The sequence below is a fragment of the Bacteroidales bacterium genome, assembly GCA_021648725.1.
GTDB lineage: Bacteria > Bacteroidota > Bacteroidia > Bacteroidales > JAADGE01 > JAADGE01.
In genome coordinates, this window is record JAKISF010000045.1 from 1 (window position 1) to 19,371 (window position 19,371).

At 32.8% G+C, this 19,371-nt stretch carries 14 protein-coding genes and 1 pseudogene; 11 read left to right on the top strand and 4 right to left on the bottom strand.

The annotated features are described in order from the left end of the window. Window positions 1-226: 226 nt before the first annotated feature. Window positions 227-3,391 carry a hypothetical protein gene (locus tag L3J35_12730; GenBank protein MCF6367048.1) on the bottom strand — a complete coding sequence of 1,055 codons (3,165 nt, stop codon included), beginning with the start codon at window positions 3,389-3,391 and terminating at the stop codon, window positions 227-229. 182 nt (window positions 3,392-3,573) lie between these two features. Between L3J35_12730 and L3J35_12735 the strand changes: the two are divergent. The 8 genes and pseudogenes from L3J35_12735 (at window position 3,574) to L3J35_12770 (ending at window position 11,376) form a co-directional block, all read left to right on the top strand. Next, window positions 3,574-4,807: pseudogene (locus tag L3J35_12735) on the top strand (IS4 family transposase). A gap of 143 nt (window positions 4,808-4,950) precedes the next feature. Then, window positions 4,951-5,241: a hypothetical protein gene (locus L3J35_12740; protein MCF6367049.1), complete on the top strand. Its 291-nt coding sequence runs from the start codon at window positions 4,951-4,953 to the stop codon at window positions 5,239-5,241. A gap of 15 nt (window positions 5,242-5,256) precedes the next feature. Beyond that, complete coding sequence (locus L3J35_12745) at window positions 5,257-5,550, top strand: cell division protein ZapA (GenBank protein ID MCF6367050.1); 294 nt, start codon at window positions 5,257-5,259, stop codon at window positions 5,548-5,550. Window positions 5,551-5,833: 283 nt separating this feature from the next. Beyond that, window positions 5,834-7,393, top strand: coding sequence for a ribonuclease Y (gene rny, locus L3J35_12750; protein ID MCF6367051.1), 1,560 nt, complete (start codon window positions 5,834-5,836; stop codon window positions 7,391-7,393). A 9-nt stretch (window positions 7,394-7,402) separates the two neighbouring features. Continuing rightward, window positions 7,403-8,533, top strand: a complete 1,131-nt coding sequence (locus L3J35_12755) for a DegT/DnrJ/EryC1/StrS family aminotransferase (protein MCF6367052.1) — start codon at window positions 7,403-7,405, stop codon at window positions 8,531-8,533. Next, window positions 8,520-9,101, top strand: a complete 582-nt coding sequence (locus L3J35_12760; protein ID MCF6367053.1) for an N-acetyltransferase — start codon at window positions 8,520-8,522, stop codon at window positions 9,099-9,101. Before L3J35_12755 ends, L3J35_12760 begins: the two co-directional genes overlap by 14 nt. A gap of 32 nt (window positions 9,102-9,133) precedes the next feature. After that, window positions 9,134-10,075, top strand: a complete 942-nt coding sequence (locus L3J35_12765) for a Gfo/Idh/MocA family oxidoreductase (protein ID MCF6367054.1) — start codon at window positions 9,134-9,136, stop codon at window positions 10,073-10,075. 11 nt (window positions 10,076-10,086) lie between these two features. Then, window positions 10,087-11,376 carry a nucleotide sugar dehydrogenase gene (locus L3J35_12770; protein MCF6367055.1) on the top strand — a complete coding sequence of 430 codons (1,290 nt, stop codon included), beginning with the start codon at window positions 10,087-10,089 and terminating at the stop codon, window positions 11,374-11,376. A gap of 70 nt (window positions 11,377-11,446) precedes the next feature. Here L3J35_12770 and L3J35_12775 read toward each other — a convergent pair whose 3' ends face one another. After that, on the bottom strand, window positions 11,447-12,001 hold the full coding sequence (locus L3J35_12775; protein ID MCF6367056.1) for an HDIG domain-containing protein: 555 nt from the start codon (window positions 11,999-12,001) through the stop codon (window positions 11,447-11,449). Window positions 12,002-12,012: 11 nt separating this feature from the next. Next, a complete protein-coding gene (locus tag L3J35_12780; protein ID MCF6367057.1) occupies window positions 12,013-13,206 on the bottom strand; it encodes an isocitrate/isopropylmalate family dehydrogenase in 1,194 nt (397 codons plus the stop codon). A gap of 129 nt (window positions 13,207-13,335) precedes the next feature. Here L3J35_12780 and L3J35_12785 point away from each other — a divergent pair, with 129 nt between their 5' ends. From L3J35_12785 to L3J35_12795, 3 genes are read left to right on the top strand one after another with little or no spacing between them, the layout of a single operon-like run. Then, on the top strand, window positions 13,336-14,772 hold the full coding sequence (locus tag L3J35_12785; protein MCF6367058.1) for a C69 family dipeptidase: 1,437 nt from the start codon (window positions 13,336-13,338) through the stop codon (window positions 14,770-14,772). Between the two features lie 17 nt (window positions 14,773-14,789). Continuing rightward, entirely contained in the window at window positions 14,790-18,041 is a 3,252-nt protein-coding gene (locus tag L3J35_12790) for a caspase family protein (protein MCF6367059.1), read from the top strand. Between the two features lie 47 nt (window positions 18,042-18,088). Then, on the top strand, window positions 18,089-18,892 hold the full coding sequence (locus L3J35_12795) for a formylglycine-generating enzyme family protein (protein MCF6367060.1): 804 nt from the start codon (window positions 18,089-18,091) through the stop codon (window positions 18,890-18,892). A gap of 148 nt (window positions 18,893-19,040) precedes the next feature. Here L3J35_12795 and L3J35_12800 read toward each other — a convergent pair whose 3' ends face one another. Next, window positions 19,041-19,310, bottom strand: a complete 270-nt coding sequence (locus L3J35_12800; GenBank protein ID MCF6367061.1) for a hypothetical protein — start codon at window positions 19,308-19,310, stop codon at window positions 19,041-19,043. Window positions 19,311-19,371 lie beyond the last annotated feature (61 nt).

Here is a 19,371-nt window from a genome sequence, read left to right on the forward strand (position 1 = left end):
ACACTTACCCCCTATATATACCGTAAAAATAAATACTATTTTTAAAAAGCAAAATTTCAAAGAACTTTTTATTATATTTTTCTTATTTTTACACAGTTATGATTAATCCTTAACTAAACGACATTGACTAATAATAGATTAAACTAAATTCTGTAAAAAAAATTCCGTGCCAAAAAATGACACAGAACTCTTTGTAAATATTTTTTAAATTGAGCTGAGGATTTTATTATTTTTTCTGTATTTCAAAATCAATTCCTTTTTCTTTCGGTTGATTAAAAGCATCAGGATAAAGATATTTACCTTTTTCACCTGCATTTTTATCAACTTCAACCTTAACTCTGTTTTTATTTGCAAACGCATCATGTCTTATACCGGTTACCATCCAAGACACTTCCATGTCGGCTGTTCCTCCTGCAATTACAAATTTATTACCTTTGATTTTATTCTTAATATATAAATTAGGTCCCGGAGAGCCTACTGCTGTTAATTGATAACGAAAATCCATATTAAGAGCCTCAAACCAATCGGGCATTGTAATAACAGCTTCTCCGTTATTGTCTAAAATAACATTACCGTTATAAATATTCATCATATCGGGGCTTTCTACAAATGAATGATATAAATATTTATTTTCGGGGTCTAAAGGGTGATCAATTTTAAATGTGCCGGCACCTTTTGATAATGTTCCTGTAACATTCACATTTCCGGCAAAATAACCTGCCCAATTTGTTGCTCCGCTTGATGCGTATCCATAAACTCCATAGTTTGTAGTAGCAGCACCGTTTGCATTTCCGTAAACACCGTAATTAGCTGTACCGGTTCCGTTTGCTTGTCCTGCAATTGCAAGATAACTGTCAATAACATGAAACTTATATGACGGAGCAGCAGTTCCTATGCCTACATATCCGGTAACAGAAGAATACATATTGCTTCCCGATACTGTCCAATCGTTATCTAAACTTGTAATTGATGACCAGCTTGATCCTCCTGCACCGTCAGTAGTTAAAATATAACCACCTGTTCCTCTGACGTTAGGTAATGTAACGGAGTTTGTTCCTGCATTGAATGTTAATGTTCCGTTTACCTGTATAGTATTTGCTGCAAAATCTCCATAAATTAAAGGAGTTGCCGTAGATGAATTGTCAATATATAATTTATTTGACCCTGTTTCGTTAAAACCTGCAGAAGAGCCTATAAAAACGTTGTAATCCCCGTTTACATTATATCCTGCTCCGTTCCCGATAATGATGTTATAACTTCCGGCTCCTGATGTTCCGGCATATCCGGCATAAGAGCCCAATATTACATTAGAAGACCCGGATGCAATTTGTTGGCCTGCTGCCGAACCTAGGAATAGGTTGTTGCTTCCTGCTGTAATATCTTGTGCTGCATATATTCCCATATATGTATTTCCCCAACCTGTAGTTTGTAAATTACCGGTAAAATTACCGATAATAATGTTACCGTTTTCTGTTTGGAAAGAATAACCGGCATTATATCCCAGGAAAATATTATTTACACCTGTTGTATTTGAATACCCCGCTTGATATCCTATAAAGTTATTTATTCCTCCGGTTGTATTACTGTATCCGCTTGCACGTCCCAGAAAAACATTTGAATTTCCTGTTGTGTTACTGTAACCGCTTTGATACCCCGAAAAAAGATTGTATCCTCCTGATGTGTTAACATACCCAGATTGATAACCTACAAATACATTATTGACACCTCTTTCATATGTTGTGGCAGGATTGCCGCCATCATTAGTTCCCTTTCCTGCTTCATTTCCGATATATACATTATTTAGCCCTACATCATGGTTTGCACCTGCGTTAACACCGATAAAAACATTGTTTGAGGCTGTCTTACTTAAACTGCCGCAACCTACTCCTAAGAATGTATTTTGACTGCCTGTTGTGTTGCTTGCTCCGCTCCAAAGACCTAAAAATGCATTTCCTGTTCCGGTTGTGTTTGCATTTCCGCTTTGGTTTCCAAGAAATATATTAAATGAGCCGGTAGTATTTACAATTCCTGTTTCATTTCCTATAAACACATTTTCATGTCCGTCGTAATTAGCATTTCCGCTTTTTGTTCCCATGAAAATATTGTTGTTCCCTTGATTTCCGTTTATAATATCACCGTAACCGGCTTGTAAGCCGATATATATATTATTTATTGCATTGTTTACTGCTCCGTTTCCGGTATGGTTATACCCTGCTTCTCTTCCTATAAATATATTGTCGCTGTTATTTGTATTGTTGAAACCGGCATTACTGCCGACACTTATATTATTACCGGCAGTTGTTACACTGTAACCGGCTTGATACCCGAGCAGAACATTATCAGAACCGTTTGAAATACTATACCCTGTTTGATAACCCAGAAATGTATTTCGCAATCCGTTAGAACCTACCGCACCTAAACCTGAGTTGTGACCCATAAAAGTATTATAATAACCTGATGTATTATTTAAACCGCTTTCGTAACCCAAGAATATATTAAAACGTCCGACAGGCGTAGTTCCGGGAACAGTTTTCAATCCGGCACTGTGACCTATGAAATAGTTCTCTCTGGTCATGTGCATATATTTATCGCCGGGAGCTTTGGCTGCTCCGTATTTGCCTACTGCAAAACCGCCTGAAACTCCTTTTCCGGTAACGGCATCATCTGTATAAATTCGTGTGCTGTCGGAATGTGTAAAAAAGTATTTAAAGGCTCCTTTGGCGGCTCCGTATTTGCCTACTGCAAAACCGCCTGAAATACTTGCATTTGCATCTGTATAAACTCTTGTACTGTCTGATGTTACGACAAATAATTCGCCTAATCCTTTGGCGGCTCCGTACTTGCCTACCGCAAAACCGCCGGAAACGGCTTTTGTAGGATCTTTAACATAAGCTTTTACACCGGCAGAAGTTACTTCAAATATTGTTTTGCCGAATTTATCTTTTACCTCAAATAAAACATCTGCATCAGTAAGGTCGCCGCTGTTTGCCTGAACAACAAAGTTGCCGGTAGGACTTGATGTGCCTACACCGATATTGTAGGTTGAATTGGTCAGATAAACCGTTCCTGCACTTTTAGTCCATAACCCGGCATCTGAGGATAAATCAATCCATGTTGTTTTTCCTTCATAGTTTTTTCCGTAGATAAAGAAACTTCCGACACTTGAATCAAAAACTAATAAACCTTGTGTAGGTGTTACAATACTGTTTCGTTGAGCAGTTGTCATTCTCGGAATTAATAATCCTTTTGAGGTTGACTTAATATCCAATATTGCTGATGCATCCGGAGTTCCTGAACTTTCGGAAATTAAAACTTGGGAGTATGAAGAAAAATGTATCGAAATAAAAATTATTCCGATGATTAAGATTTTAAAGAAAGATTTGTTTTTCATAGCTATGCAAATATTAAATTTATCAAAAATAGGTGTAATCTACGCAAGATACAATTTTTTTTGATAAGTTAATTGATTGTTGTTATAAAAATCTTATTTTAAACAATAAAGATCACAACTATCCGAAAGTTTAAAAATCCAAAAAGTCCCTTATCTTTGATTTGAACAAGAAAAGATAATATATGGGACTTTTTAGACGAACCAAAAATACAAATAAACCTGTTGTCAGACAAATAATTGATTTAGCACCTCGTTGGCTACTTCAATCCTGTACCAACACTTATAAAGGCGATAAAGGGTGCAGCAAGGATAAGGCTTATGACCAATTTGTATCCATGACTTTCGGACAGCTGAATAAATGCTCAACATTAAGTGATATTTCTGTCGGTATCGGAGTAAGTAAAACATATATTGCAGATTTAGGATTAAAGCAAAGTCCTGCACGTTCAACCATGAGTGACGGAAATAAGAAACGAGATTATCGAATTTTTGAAAGTCTGTATTACAGGCTTTCAAATCATTACCAAAGAGTGCTTGCAACACATCATAAAGGACATATCATTGAGGAAATCAAAAACCAACGAATAAAACTGATTGACAGTTCAACAATATCCTTATGTCTGTCAATGTTTGATTGGGCAAAATATCGGACAGCAAAAGGAGGCATAAAAATTCATACGTGTCGGGATGATACATTAATGCTTCCCGATGTGGTAAATATAACCGAAGCAAAACTTCATGACCGTTATGGTTTAAGTCAATTCGTATTCACTAAAAACACAATTATTGTTGAAGACAGAGCTTATTTTGATTTTTCATTAATGCACAGCAGAATTAAAGCTGAAAACATTTTTGTTACACGAATAAAAACAAATACAGTTTACCAAACTATTGAAGAATTAGATCAACCTGATAATATTGAACAAAACATTCTAAAAGATGAGATTATAATGTTGACATCTGACAAAGCAGTTAAAACAGGAATAAGCAAACATAAGCTTCGATTGGTTCATGTCTATAAAGAAGATGAAAATAAAGTAATTGAAATTATTTGCAATCAACTTGATTGGAAAGCTTCAACTATTGCAGATTTATATAAGAAACGTTGGGATATCGAATTGTTTTTCAAAGCATTAAAACAGAACTTGCAAGTAAAAACATTTATCGGAACAAGTGAAAATGCCGTAAAATCACAAATATATATCGCTTTAATCTGTTATTTACTGCTTGAACTTATTAAAAGAACTATCGCAAAGAAAAATCATGCTTTTTCAAATTTTGTCGAAAAAATTAGAATATGTTTGTCTTTCTATCTGTCTCTTGATTATGTCTGTAATCAAATAAATGAAGGTGCTAAAAGAATTAAAATTCAAAAACAACAAGAGGTTAGTTCCAAAACCTGACTTATTTTCTTAGAATATCAAAAATGATTACCTGTTTATAAAGGGTTCAGAAGAAATTATGTTAATTTTGAAAAACTTTCGGATTAAAGTGTTTTAATATATATTTTTATTTTAAAAATTACTGTATTACTTTTGTGTGCAGAATAATATTTGAAAATGGAAGATAATTATGCCGAAATAATTAAATTAAAGTCTTTAATAGAACGAATATTATCTTTATATGAAAAGAAAAAAGAAACAACAAATGGATTATTAATTCAAAATAAAGAATTAAAAGAACAAATTGAACAGAAAGAAAAACAAATTAAAGAACTGAAAAATAAAACAGAAACTTTAAAAATTGCAAAAACAATAAGTTTAACAGAAGAAGATAAAACAGAAGTAAAGAATAAAATTAACAAGATTGTGCGGGAAATTGACAGAAGCATAGGGTTATTAAATGAATAATTAATACTGATTAAAATGGATGATAAACTTTCTATAAGAATAAATATCGGAGATAAATATTATCCTATGCGAATTAACAGAGATGAAGAAGAGCTTATCAGAAAGGCAGCAAAGATAATTAATGATAAATTAACACAGTACAGAACAAAATATGCTGAACGTGAGATGGTGGATTTATTAGCGATGACAGCATTACAATACACTAAGAATTACTTAGTTAATGAAACTGAGAATAATTTATCACACGTAAATGATGAGATAAGACAGATTAATGTTGAATTAGAAGATTATATTAATCAAAATAAATAATGATTTTTTTGTAAAGTTGATTAATATTTTGTAAATTTGATATAAATAAATAAAGGCAAATACAGCCCGCATATTTCTCAAAACTGTTTGTTAAGCTCAACACTAACAAATTTGGAGTATTAAAGCTCATTTTTAGGGAAAACAGATCGCAATTTTGATTCGTCAAAACCTTTTTTAGGCAGTGAAAGTTTGAACTAAAAGGCAACTCCAGGAATGCTTTTTAAGGAGCTTTTTTTAAATATTTGAGAGATTGCGGGTTTTTTTATAATATAAAAACAAAAAAATGGATGAGATAATGATAATAATTAGCGTGCTGACTTTGATAGTCGGTTTTGTTTTGGGATATTTTGTCAAAATTAAAACAATGCACAAAAAAGCCGATGAAATTATTAAAGAAGCAGAAGTTGAATCGGAAGTAATCAAAAAAGAAAAAATATTACAAGCAAAAGAAAAGTTTTTACAACTTAAAGAAAAACATGAAAATACTATTAATGAAAGAAATTCTAAAATTCAGGTTGAAGAAAATAAATTAAAACAAAGAGAAAATAGTTTAAACCTTCGGCGTGACGAGTTAAAAGGCAAAACAAAAGAAATTGAAGTAACTAAACAAGAGAACAATGCTATTCGTGAAAATTTAACAAAACAACTTCAAGTTGTCGAACATAAAACCGAAGAATTAGAAAAAGTACATAAACAACACATAGAAAAACTTGAAAATATTGCAGGAATTTCTGCTGTTGATGCTAAGTCAGAGTTAATAATATCACTAAAGGCAGAAGCAAAAACCGAAGCAATGTCTCACATTAATGATATTATTGAAGAAGCTAAAATTACAGCAAATAAAGAAGCGAAAAAGATAATAATAAAAACAATACAACGTATAGGAACTGAAAGTGCAATAGAAAATGCCGTAACTGTTTTTCATATTGAAAGTGATGATATGAAAGGGCGAATAATTGGTAGAGAAGGAAGAAATATCAGAGCATTGGAAGCAGCAACCGGAATTGAAATTATTGTTGACGATACACCTGAATCAATTGTATTATCAAGTTTTGACCCCATAAGAAGAGAGGTTGCAAGACTAGCATTGCATCAGTTGGTTACAGACGGAAGAATACATCCTGCCAGAATTGAAGAAGTTGTTCAAAGAACAAAAGAACAACTAGAGGAAGAAATAATGGAAACTGGTAAGAAAACAGCAATTGATTTAGGTATTCACGGTTTACACAGAGAAATACTTCGTTTGGTAGGTAAAATGAAATATCGCTCTTCATACGGTCAAAATCTTTTGCAGCATTCAAGAGAAACTGCAAAGCTATGTGCAGTAATGGCTACCGAACTTGGATTAAATGCAAAAACTGCTAAAAGAGCCGGCTTATTGCACGATATAGGAAAAGTGCCTGATGAAGAAATTGAAATACCTCATGCAATATACGGTATGAAATTAGCAGAACGATATAAAGAGAAACCCGAAGTTTGCAATGCAATCGGGGCACATCACGATGAAGTTGAAATGGCAAGTTTAATTTCTCCTATTGTACAAGTTTGTGATGCTATTTCAGGTGCAAGACCCGGGGCAAGAAGAGAAGTTGCTGAATCTTATATTAAACGAATTAAAAAATTAGAAACTATTGCTGCTGAAGAAGAAGGTGTTGTTAAAACCTATGCAATTCAAGCCGGAAGAGAATTACGTGTTATCGTAGGCAGCGATAAAGTTGCGGATAAAGATATTGATAAAATTTCTTTCAATATTGCTAAGCGTATTGAAGAAGAAATGACATATCCGGGGCAAGTAAAAATAACTGTTATCAGAGAAATCAGAGCTGTTCATTTTGCAAAATAAAGTTTTAAAATGGATAATATTCAAATGGTTGACTTAAAAAGTCAATATCAAAATATAAAAACTGAAATAGATACAGCAATTTATAAAGTTATTGACAGCGGAGCATTTATAAACGGACCTGCCGTTAAAGAATTTGCAAAAAACTTAGAAGAATATTTAAGAGTAAAACATGTTATTCCGTGTGCTAACGGAACAGATGCATTGCAAATTGCATTAATGGCACTGGGTTTAAAGCCGAGAGACGAAGTAATAACTACTGATTTTACGTTTATTGCAACAGTTGAAGTTGTTGCACTTCTCGGTTTAAAATTAAAATTTGTTGATGTCGATAAAGATACATTTAATCTTATTCCCGAAGAAGTTGAAAAAGCAATAACTTCTAAAACAAAAGCAATAGTTCCTGTTCACATGTTCGGGCAAGCTACTGATATGGAGATAATTATGCAAGTTGCAAAAAAGCATAATTTACATATTATTGAAGATACGGCACAAGCAATAGGCGGGGAATATACTTTTGTTAACGGAGAAACAAAGAAGTTAGGAACAATCGGCACAATAGGATGCACATCTTTTTTTCCGTCAAAAAATCTCGGTGGTTTCGGCGACGGAGGTGCCATTTTTACAAATGATGATGAACTGGCAGTTAAATTAAAACAAATTACAAATCACGGTTCAAAAGTAAAATATTATCATGACGAAATAGGTGTAAATTCAAGACTTGATTCTATACAAGCAGCAATTTTGAATGTAAAACTTAAATATTTAGATAATTACATTTCAGCAAGGCAAAAAGCTGCCGATTTTTATGATAGTACATTCAAAAATCATCCGAAAATAAAAATACCTGCAAGAGATAAAAACTCAACACACGTATTCCATCAATATACCATACAACTTAACGGAATTGACAGAAACGGTTTAAAAGAATTTCTTAATAAAAAAGATATTCCTGCAATGATATATTATCCTTATCCTTTACATCTCCAAAAAGCCTATAAATATTTGGGATATAAAAAGAATGATTTTCCGGTAACGGAAGAACTAAGCAATAAGGTATTATCTTTGCCTATGCATACCGAATTAACGGAAGAACAATTGAAATACATAACAGAAACTGTTTTAGAATATGCTGACAGATAAAAAATATTTTGCTCACGAAACTGCAGTAATTGATAAAAACTGCGAAATAGGAGAAGGAACAAAAATTTGGCATTTTTCTCATATAATGTCAAATTGTAAAATCGGAAAAAAATGCAATATCGGACAAAATGTTGTCGTCTCTCCCGATGTTATTCTCGGGAAAAACGTAAAAATTCAAAATAATGTTTCAATTTATACCGGTGTTATTTGTGAAGATGATGTTTTTCTGGGTCCTTCAATGGTTTTCACAAATGTTACAAACCCCAGAAGTGCTGTTATAAGAAAAGGCGAATATGAAGAAACAATTGTCAGGAAAGGAGCATCAATAGGTGCAAATGCAACAATTGTTTGCGGACATAATATAGGAAAATTTGCTTTTATAGGAGCAGGTGCGGTTGTTACAAAAGAAGTTAAAGATTATGCACTTGTTGTCGGAAATCCTGCAAAACAAATCGGTTGGATGAGTGAGTACGGGCATCGTCTTAATTTTAATGATGACGGAATAGCTGTTTGCCCGGAGAGTAATGAAAGATATAAACTAACAGAACAAATTGTAGAAAAACTTTAAACTTTTACCTTTATAACTTTTAACCCAAGTAAATGAAAAACTTCGCCCTAATAGGAGCAGCCGGATACATTGCAGTACGTCATATGCAAGCAATCAAAGAAACAGGAAATAACTTAATTGCAGCACTTGATAAATTTGACAGCGTCGGCATTATTGACAGTTATTTTCCGGAAGCAGATTTTTTTACCGAATTCGAACGTTTTGACCGCCATATTGATAAACTTCGACATAACGAAAATAAAAGTATTGATTATGTAAGTATTTGTACGCCAAATTATTTGCATGATTCTCATATTCGTTTTGCCTTAAAACAACATGCCGATGCAATTTGTGAAAAACCTATGGTTCTTAATCCGTGGAATGTTGATGCCTTGGGAGAAGTTGAAAAAGAAACCGGACAAAAAATTAATAATATACTGCAACTAAGATTACATCCGAACATCATTAAATTGAAAGAGGAAGTTGAAAAATCTCCGAAAGATAAAATTTATGATATTGATTTAACATATTTAACTTCCAGAGGTCGTTGGTATTTTATAAGTTGGAAAGGCGAAAATCAAAAATCAGGCGGTGTTGCAACTAACATAGGTGTTCATTTTTTTGATATGCTCACTTGGATTTTCGGAGATGTTAAAGAAAATATTGTTCATATTTCGGAAGATGAAAAAGCAGCAGGTTTTTTAAAACTTAAAAAAGCAAATGTAAGGTGGTTTCTTAGTGTTGATTATCAGAATATTCCTGATGAAATTAAAGCAAAAGGACAAAGGATATTTCGTTCAATCACGGTTGACGGAGAAGAAATTGAATTCAGCGGAGGATTTACTGATTTGCATACATTAAGCTATCAAGAAATATTAAAAGGAAACGGTTTCGGTTTAGATGCCATAAAACAGACAATCCAAACAGTTTATAATATCCGAAATGCAAAACCGACAGGTTTAAAAGGAGATTATCATCCGTTATTAAAAAAATAAAACAATACATTATGTATAATAAAGTAATCAGACAAAAAGCAGTAATTTCAGTTATCGGACTCGGCTATGTAGGCTTACCGATAGCTCTTGAGTTTGCAAAAAGAATAAAAGTTATAGGATTTGATATAAGTGATGAAAGAATTGAATTGATGAAAAACAATATTGATCCCAGTAATGAATTAGCTGTTGAAGATTTTAAAGGAACTGATATTAATTTCACTTCAAACCCCGATGACTTAAAAGTTGCTGATTTTCATATAGTTGCCGTCCCTACTCCGATAAATGAGCATAACCAACCTGATTTAAGACCTCTTCTCAGTGCATGTAAAACTGTAGGAAAAAATATTAAAAAAGGAGATTATGTGATATTTGAATCAACTGTATATCCGGGTTGTACGGAAGAAGATTGTGTTCCGGTTATAGAAAAACACTCCGGTTTAAAATATTGCGAAGATTTTAAAGTAGGTTATTCTCCCGAAAGAATAAATCCGGGAGATAAAGTTAATACTCTCACAAAAATAACAAAAGTTGTATCAGGTTGTGATGAAGAATCTCTTGATAATATCGCAAAAATATATGATATAATTCTTGAAAACGGTACACACAGAGCAAGTTCAATTAAAGTTGCGGAAGCAGCAAAAATTATTGAAAATACACAACGAGATGTTAATATTGCATTGATGAATGAACTTTCAATTATTTTTAATAAGCTGAATATCAATACTTACGAGGTGCTTGAAGCAGCAGGCACAAAATGGAACTTCTTAAAATTCTCGCCCGGTTTAGTCGGAGGTCATTGCATAGGTGTTGATCCTTATTATTTAGTTCATAAAGCAAAAGAGTTAGGTTATCATCCTCATATAATAAATTCAGGTCGTTTTGTAAATGACTCAATGGGAGGTTATATTGCAAAGCAAACCGTTAAAATGATTGCCGCACAAGATAAACATATTCTTAATGCAAAAGTTTTGGTAATGGGTTTTACATTTAAGGAAAATGTAAGCGATATCAGAAATACAAAAGTTGCAAATGTCGTAAAAGAGTTAGAATCTTATAAAGTTGTTGTTGATACTGTAGATCCCTATGCATCAAAAGAAGAAGTAAAAGAAGAATACGGAATTGAGTTAAAAGAAAAATGTGAAGAAGGTTATGATGCAATTATAGTTGCCGTTAACCATAAAGAATATATTAACTTAGATGAAAATTTCTTTAAAGAAAGGCTTACCGAAAACGGTATTTTATTTGACATTAAAGGAATTTTTAGAAATAAAATTTCAGAATTAATTTATATGAGTTTGTAGTAATATCTAATAAAAAAAAACCGCAAGAACTTACTTACGGTTTTTTTTATTAAGATAAAATTTCAGTGATTTAAACTGTTAATCTTTCTTTAAAAGGTAAAAAAGTCATAAAATCAGCATGATGTACAATATATGCCTCCGTAGTTCTTTTTACCATATTACCTTCACCTGCATGTGTTGCAATTATATGGCAAACTTCCGCAGGAACACCGCATTCTTCTGCAATTGATACACCCGAAAACGGATGTCGCAAATATTTGCCGTATGTTCCTTGAACTGCTTTCCCGTTATCGTCTAAAACATATTCAAGCAACTTACCTACATCAGCAAGAATTGCACCTGCAATTAGAACATCCATATTTACCGGAAGTTCTCCGTGATAAAATTTGTTAATTTGATTTCCGGCATCTTTTGCAATATGCACAACCGAAACTTTGTGATCCATAAAAGTTACTTTCAAATCAGGTCCGCAAAGCAATGTAAACGGTATTGTGTTTAAATCTTCTGCCGTTAATACACTTCTTTCTAAAGCAAGTTCCCAAGTTTTAGCAGTAACCTCACGAAGTTTTTTGTCTTTTATCCAAGATAGTTCTTCGCCCCAAAGTTTTTTTACGTCTTCTGTCATAATAAATAATATTAAAGTTTTGCAATAACAGCATCTGCCATTTCTTTAGTTGATGCTGCTCCGTTTTTAACAACATCGGCTGTTCCTCTCATTTTCATCATATCATAAGTTCTTACTTTCCCTTCCGAAATTACATCAGCTACTGCATTTCTTATTTTTACGGCAATATCTTTTTCATCAATATAATCAAGCATCATACAAGCTGATTCAATCATTGCCATCGGATTTACAATTGATGTTTCATAATCGGCATATTTCGGTGCCGAACCGTGTGTAGGTTCAAAAACTGCAACTCCGTCTTTACTCCATTGTGCTGAGCAAGCAAAACCGAGCCCTCCGATTAATCCGGCAAAACCGTCAGAGACAATATCACCGAACATATTTCCGGCAACTATAACTCCGTAATTTTCAGGGTTTTTAGTAAGCCACATCATTTGAGCATCAATATTCGTATTCCAAAGTTCAATTTCAGGATAATCATTTTTTTGTATTTCTAATGCCATTTTATACATCATTCCCGAAGTTTCGCGAATTACGTTCGGTTTTTCGGCAAGTGTTACCGATTTATATCCGTATTTTTTTGCATGATCAAAAGCTGCACGTAAAATATTTTCAGTTCTTTCTTTCGAGAATATTCTTGTAGATATTGATATCTCTTCTTTCGGAACTTTGCCGAAATTTTTCTTAAACTTCGGATGGCTCATAAACATATCATAAACATCTTTTTCAGGGTTACTCCATTCAACTCCGCCGTACAAACCTTCTGTATTTTGACGGAAAATAACAACATCAACTAAAGGTTCTTCAATATCATCGCCTTTTCCTCTGCGAATAAAATTCAAAGGATTTCCTTTATATGTTTTACAAGGTCGAGCACAAATTTCCAATCCGAAATGCTGACGCAATCCGACAATAGGGCTTGAATAAACCAGCCCTTTTTCTTTCAGTTCAGGAGCAAGTTCCTCAAATGCTTCATCTTTTGGCTTTGAAGTTATTGCACCGAATAATGCAACTTTATGTTTTTCAATCAAATCAATAGTTCTTTGCGGAAGCGGATTCCCTTCGCTTTTCCAGAACTCCCAACCTATATCACCTTCAACATATTCTGCTTCAAATCCTGCGGCATCCAATACTCTTAATGTTTCATCGAGAACGGCTTTTCCTATTCCGTCACCCGGCATTGTTACGATTGTTCTTTTTGACATATTAATTTTCTTTGAATTTTGATAATTATTATAAAATTGTGTAAATTTATAAATTCTTAGATAAATTAAAAATGAGAAATGTTATATAATTTCATTTTATATATGTTTTATAACAAATAACTACAACTTATGAAATTACTGCTGAAAGTCATTATTCTTTTTCTGTTGTCAAAATCTGTGTTTTCTCAACAAAATCCTGATTGCTACACTATTATAGTCGGGAAAAAAGCAAGTTTTGACGGCTCGGTTTTAATAGGACACAATGAAGATGACGGGGGCAAGCAAATGATTGTAAATTGGTTTAAGGTGGGTTCAAAAAATTATAAAAATACAGATTCTTTAACTTTATTAAACGGAACAAAAATAAAACAATTTGAAAAAACATTTTCATATATTCGTTTTCAAGTTACGAAACAGAAGTTCGGAGATGCATATCTTAATGAAAATTCGGTATTAATTTGTTCCGATGCCTGTGCTTCAAAAGAAGATACAGCAAAAGGAAATATTGGGTATTATTTCAGAGAAATATTAGCAGGAAGAGCATCTTCCGCAAAAGATGCAGTTAGAATCGGAGGAAAACTTATTGAAGAACTCGGTTACGAATCTTCCGGCAGAACATATACAATTGCAGATAAAAATGAGGCTTGGATGCTCTCAATTGTTAAAGGCAAAAGATGGATTGCTCAACGCATACCTGATGATGAAGTTGCAATAATTCCGAATTATTACACAATACAAAAAGTGAATTTAGAAGACACCTTAAATTTTCTATCATCACCCGATATTATTGATTATGCAATAAAAAGAGGATGGTATAATCCTGAAAAAGACAAAAATTTTAACTTTCGAAAAGTTTACGGAGATTCTGCTTGCAATATTGCCGGTTATAATATTCCGCGACATCTTGCAGGGATGAATCTTTTTCAAAAAAACTATTTAAGTGAAAATAATATTCCTTTGCCCTTTTCTTTTATTCCGAAAAGAAAGATTGGGATAAAAGATATTAAAAATCTTTTATCAAGTCATTATGAGGATACTGAGTATTGTAAATTACCCGATAATAAAAATCCGCATCAAAATAAAATCAGACCTGTTTGCACAGAAACAACTCAATTCAGTTTTGTTGCTCAATTACGAAATAATATGCCTGAGCCGATTGGTTCATTAATTTGGATAAGTCCGTACAACGGGTGTGTTTTTCCTTATATTCCTGTTTATTTCGGTATTTATAATACAAACGAAAAAGTTCGTTCCCGTAATTATAAAGAGTCAGAAAAAATACAATTTAAAAACAATAAGAATAATTTAGAGTTATTCCCTAATCATGCCTATTATATTTTTAATAAATATGTTGAATATATTGAAAAAAACTACCCGGTAAGAATTGAAATTGCAAGAAAATACAAAAGTCAAAAAGAAAATGAACTTTTCAAAAATCAAATAAATCTGGAAAAATCTGTTATGCAAGTTTATAAATCTTATCCGGATGATACAAAGAAAATATTGACAAATTATTGCAACAGATATTTTGATGAAATATTAAATCATATAAAACAAAAAAAATAACCGTAAAAACTACAATTATGATACAAAAAAGACAATTATTATTTGTAATAATATTTTTTATCGGTATTGTCAGCAATGCCCAAGAATTAGAAACCGTAATTCAAAGAGGTCATCAAGGAGCCGTAAAAGTTGCTGTTTTCAGCCCCGACGGAAAATTTTTAATAACAGGAGGCAGAGATAAAACTGCAAAACTTTGGGAACTTGCAACCGGCAGAGAAATGAGAACTTTTCAGGGGCATGAAGGAACCATACTTGCTTTATGTTTTACGCCTGACGGGAAATATATTGCCACGGGAAGTACAGACAAAAAAGTAAAACTTTGGGAAGTTATAAGCGGAAAATTAATTATGACATTCGAAGATAAGGAAGATAAATCATATTCTAAAATTGGAGTAACTTCAATTGCATTTACGTCTGATGCTAAATACATTGCAATAGGAGGCACAAACAGGAAATTAAAAATTTATCTTACCGAAACCGGCGAACTTATAAGAAAAATTAAAGTAAGCCCGGATATCGGTTCTAACTCGGGAATTAAAATTCAATTAAGCAAGAATAATAAAGACATACTTGTTTCGGAAGACAATCGAAAAGCTGTTGTCTATGATTTTGAAACCGGAGAAATTAAAAAAACATACAATTCAATTGATAAAGGCAGTTGTGGAGGTTGCGGTACATATGCAAAATACAGCTCCGATGAAAAATATATTATTTCCGGAAGTCATAACGGGCCTTTTGTTTTATGGGATGTGAAAAATGCAAAAAAAATAAAAACTTATATTGAAGAACAAAAAGAAGTAAGTTCAGTTGATATTACCGCTGACGGAACAAAAGTCTTGCTTGCCGATGAAAATTCAATTTATATTTTTGACACAAAAACAGGAAAGAAAATCAGAACTGTTAAAGCTCACAAAAAAGAACTTAATTATGCAGAATTCAGCCCCGACGGAAAATATATAATATCTGCAAGCAATGACGGAACGGCTGTTTTATGGAAAACATCAACAGGTAAAAAAATAAGAACCTTTATCGGTTATCTAAATAAAGCAGACTACGGAACCAAACTCGACAGAGAAGAATATTGGGAATTCTGGGCAAGAACATATTTCGATTATAAAACAAAAATAAAATTAAGCCCGGACGGTAAGCTTTTAATTATAGGCAAAAAAGACTCCATTGCAAAAGTTATTGACTTTGAAACAGGAAGAACCGTTTTTAAACTTACAGGTCACTCAGGAGGTGTAATTTGTTTTGATTTTTCACCCGACGGTAAAATGATTGCAACAGGAAGCAGCGATAAAAAGGTAAAGTTATGGAATACAACTGACGGAAAACTTATTAAAACTTTAAAAGCCCATCGTTCAATGATTTTTTCCGTTCAATTTGATAAAACAAATGAAAAATTATTAACTTCAAGTTATGACGGAGATACATATATTTGGGATATAAAATCCGGCGAAACCGAAAAATATTTTAAAGGAATCAAAGCATATACTTCCGGGTTTTCTGAATTCGGGAACTATATTGTTTCGGCAGGTTTAAATAAAAAATTTTCGTTTTTTGAAATTGATACACAAGAAAAGTTCAGAGATTATATCGGACATACTGATATTGTTACTTCTTTTGATTTCAGTTTCGACGGAAAAACAGTTGTATCTGCATCTTGGGACGGAAAAATAAATATTTTTGATGTTATCTCCGGGTTTCAAATAAACCAAATAAAAACTCATTCAGGCAAAATTAATTCGGTAATTTATTCAAAATTCAGTAAATATATTTTTACCGGAGGTTCAGATGGAAATATAAAAATGTGGGATGCAAAAACAGGTAAAAAAGTAAGAACATTTGAAGGGCATAAATCCGCAGTAACTTCATTGCAAATAACTCCCGACAATCAAACACTTATATCGTGCAGCATTGAGGGCGTAATTAAAGTTTGGGAAATTGTAAACGGAAAAATTATTTACACATATTATCAACTTTCAAGAGATGATTGGTTTGTGAAATCAAGAGGAGGCTTTTTTGACGGAAATGCAGGAGCAAAAAAATACATCTTTTATGTAAAAGGTATGAAAACCTACAATGTCGATCAATTTTTTGAAGATTTTTATCGTCCCGGCTTATTACAAAATGCATATCAAACAAGAGGCTTAATTAATGAAAATGTTGACCTTAATGAATATCTGCAAAAATCTCCGCCGCCTTCATTAAATTTTAAAACAATTTTCAACGATTCTGCATATAAACAAGATATTATTGATATTGAATTCCAGCTTATTGATAACGGCGGCGGCATTAATGAAATAAAAGTAATGCAAAACGGAAAAAGAATAATTTCCGATTATTCAGGAGCAAGAAGAATAAAAAGAGGAAACAAAACCAATGAAAAAATCCAATTATTACTTGTTCCGGGAGAAAACAATATCCAAATATCCGCATTTAGTGAGGGCAGAATTGAATCGGGCACAATAGAACAAACAGTATATTTTGAAAGCAAAGAAAATTTGCCGGACTGCTACATCCTCACAGTCGGTATTGATAAATACGAAAACGAAAGCTTAAACTTGAATTATGCAAAAGCCGATGCAAAAGCATTTTCCGACCTGATAAAAAAAAGAAGCAAGCCTTTGTTTAATAACATGAAGTTCTATAATTTATTTGACAGAAATGCCGATAAAACTAACATTATTAATGCTGTAAATGAAATTGCAAAAAATGCAAAACCACAAGATGTTTTTATTTTCTATTATGCCGGACACGGAAGTATGATAGGAAATGATTTTTATTTTGTTCCTACAGATTGCATAAGGTTATATGATACCGAACAACTTAGTGAGAAAGCTATAATTGCAGACTATATGCAAGAAAATTTCAGTAAAATAAAAGCATTAAAACAAATTATGATTTTGGATGCTTGCCAATCGGGCGGAGCAACAAAAGTACTCGGACAAAGAGGTGCAGGCAGAGAAAAAGCAATAGCTCAACTTTCAAGAAGTACCGGAATTCATGTTTTGGCATCTGCCGGAAGCGAGCAATTTGCAATAGAATTTAAAAGCCTCGGACACGGACTTTTCACATACATTCTTTTAGATGCTCTCAACGGAAGTGCAGACGGCTCTCCGCTTGACGGAAAGGTAACAATCTATGAATTAAAATCTTACCTTGATGATCAAGTTCCCGAATACACAAAAAGATTCAAAGGAGTGAGGCAATATCCGCAATCATATTCAGGCGGAAATGATTTTCCTTTGGCTATAGATTTTAAGTAAACGTTTATTTAATTACCTTTGTAAACCAAACAAAAAATAACATTAAAATGAAAAATTTAACATTGTTCTTTTCTCTTTTCTTATTTGCAAACTTATTAATTGCACAAAACAAAACGCCCGAAACCGTTTTTGTTGAGGGTGGTACATTCAAAATGGGAATCAGCGAAAGTATTTATTACGATGAATTTCCGGTTCATTTGGTTACATTAAACGATTTCAGCATCGGGCGGTTTGAAGTAACAATTGAAGAATATACAGGTTTTTGCAGAACTGCCGGTTTAGATTTACCCGAAGGAGATATTAATTTGCCGGCAACAAATGTAAGTTGGGAAGATGCAATAATGTACTGTAATTGGCTTAGTCGTTTAAATCGTTTAGACAAATGTTACAGAGTAATCAGAGACGATAAAAAAAATACTTTTAAAGTTATTTATGATAAAACCGCAAACGGTTACAGGCTTCCTACAGAAGCAGAATGGGAATATGCAGCAAGAGGAGGTAAAAATCTAAAAAATTATGCATTCAGCGGAGGTAATGATGCAAATGATCTTGCATGGTTTACGGACAACGGTAAAACATTGCATCAGGTAGGCGAAAAAAAACCTAATGATTTAGGATTGTATGATATGACAGGAAATGCTCAAGAGTGGGTTTTCGATGTTTACCAAGAAAAGTATTATGAAACAAGCCCAAAGGATAATCCTGTATGTGAAAAAGGAGGCCTTGAAAGAGTAAGCAGAGGCGGAAATTATAACGGGTATGAAGCAACATTAAGAATTACAAAAAGAATTTATAACGCAACTAATTTTAAAGATTTGACTTTAGGATTTAGGGTTGCCAAAAATAAATAAACTTCCTTTTTTTTAATATTTATATTTTTTATCCACGGGCTTAATTGAATATTTCAAAAAAACAGTAACAGGGTTCTATAATAACGACAAAAAGCAATTCTGCTTCCGTTTTTTTCTTTGTAGATGTTGTGTTAAAAAAAGGGCATTGCTAAATTAATATAGATAGAGTGTTGTTTCGTTTATGCATTAACAGAAGCATTGACAATTCCAGCATTTGTTTGCTCTTCGAATAACATTTTGATTTTCGTCTCATCCTTGCTAAATAATGCCTAAATAAGCTGTTGTAACCTTCTACCGTAAAAGTTTCAGCTTTTGATTGTATATGTTTTGCTTTCGGAACTATTACTTCATGTGCTTTCCAATAATCACTTGTGATTATCTCCATTTTGTTATTTTTTATTTTATCCCAGAATTTGATAGCCGTTTTGTTGCTTCTGTCACCAATAACGAAGTTGATGAACCTTTTCCCAAGTCTATCA

Bases quoted from the DNA above. Each gene is read 5' to 3' on its own strand.
- L3J35_12730 (MCF6367048.1), bottom strand. From the start codon at position 3,391: ATGAAAAACAAATCTTTCTTTAAAATCTTAATCATCGGAATAATTTTT.
- L3J35_12740 (MCF6367049.1), top strand. From the start codon at position 4,951: ATGGAAGATAATTATGCCGAAATAATTAAATTAAAGTCTTTAATAGAA.
- L3J35_12745 (MCF6367050.1), top strand. From the start codon at position 5,257: ATGGATGATAAACTTTCTATAAGAATAAATATCGGAGATAAATATTAT.
- rny (MCF6367051.1), top strand. From the start codon at position 5,834: ATGGATGAGATAATGATAATAATTAGCGTGCTGACTTTGATAGTCGGT.
- L3J35_12755 (MCF6367052.1), top strand. From the start codon at position 7,403: ATGGATAATATTCAAATGGTTGACTTAAAAAGTCAATATCAAAATATA.
- L3J35_12760 (MCF6367053.1), top strand. From the start codon at position 8,520: ATGCTGACAGATAAAAAATATTTTGCTCACGAAACTGCAGTAATTGAT.
- L3J35_12765 (MCF6367054.1), top strand. From the start codon at position 9,134: ATGAAAAACTTCGCCCTAATAGGAGCAGCCGGATACATTGCAGTACGT.
- L3J35_12770 (MCF6367055.1), top strand. From the start codon at position 10,087: ATGTATAATAAAGTAATCAGACAAAAAGCAGTAATTTCAGTTATCGGA.
- L3J35_12775 (MCF6367056.1), bottom strand. From the start codon at position 12,001: ATGACAGAAGACGTAAAAAAACTTTGGGGCGAAGAACTATCTTGGATA.
- L3J35_12780 (MCF6367057.1), bottom strand. From the start codon at position 13,206: ATGTCAAAAAGAACAATCGTAACAATGCCGGGTGACGGAATAGGAAAA.
- L3J35_12785 (MCF6367058.1), top strand. From the start codon at position 13,336: ATGAAATTACTGCTGAAAGTCATTATTCTTTTTCTGTTGTCAAAATCT.
- L3J35_12790 (MCF6367059.1), top strand. From the start codon at position 14,790: ATGATACAAAAAAGACAATTATTATTTGTAATAATATTTTTTATCGGT.
- L3J35_12795 (MCF6367060.1), top strand. From the start codon at position 18,089: ATGAAAAATTTAACATTGTTCTTTTCTCTTTTCTTATTTGCAAACTTA.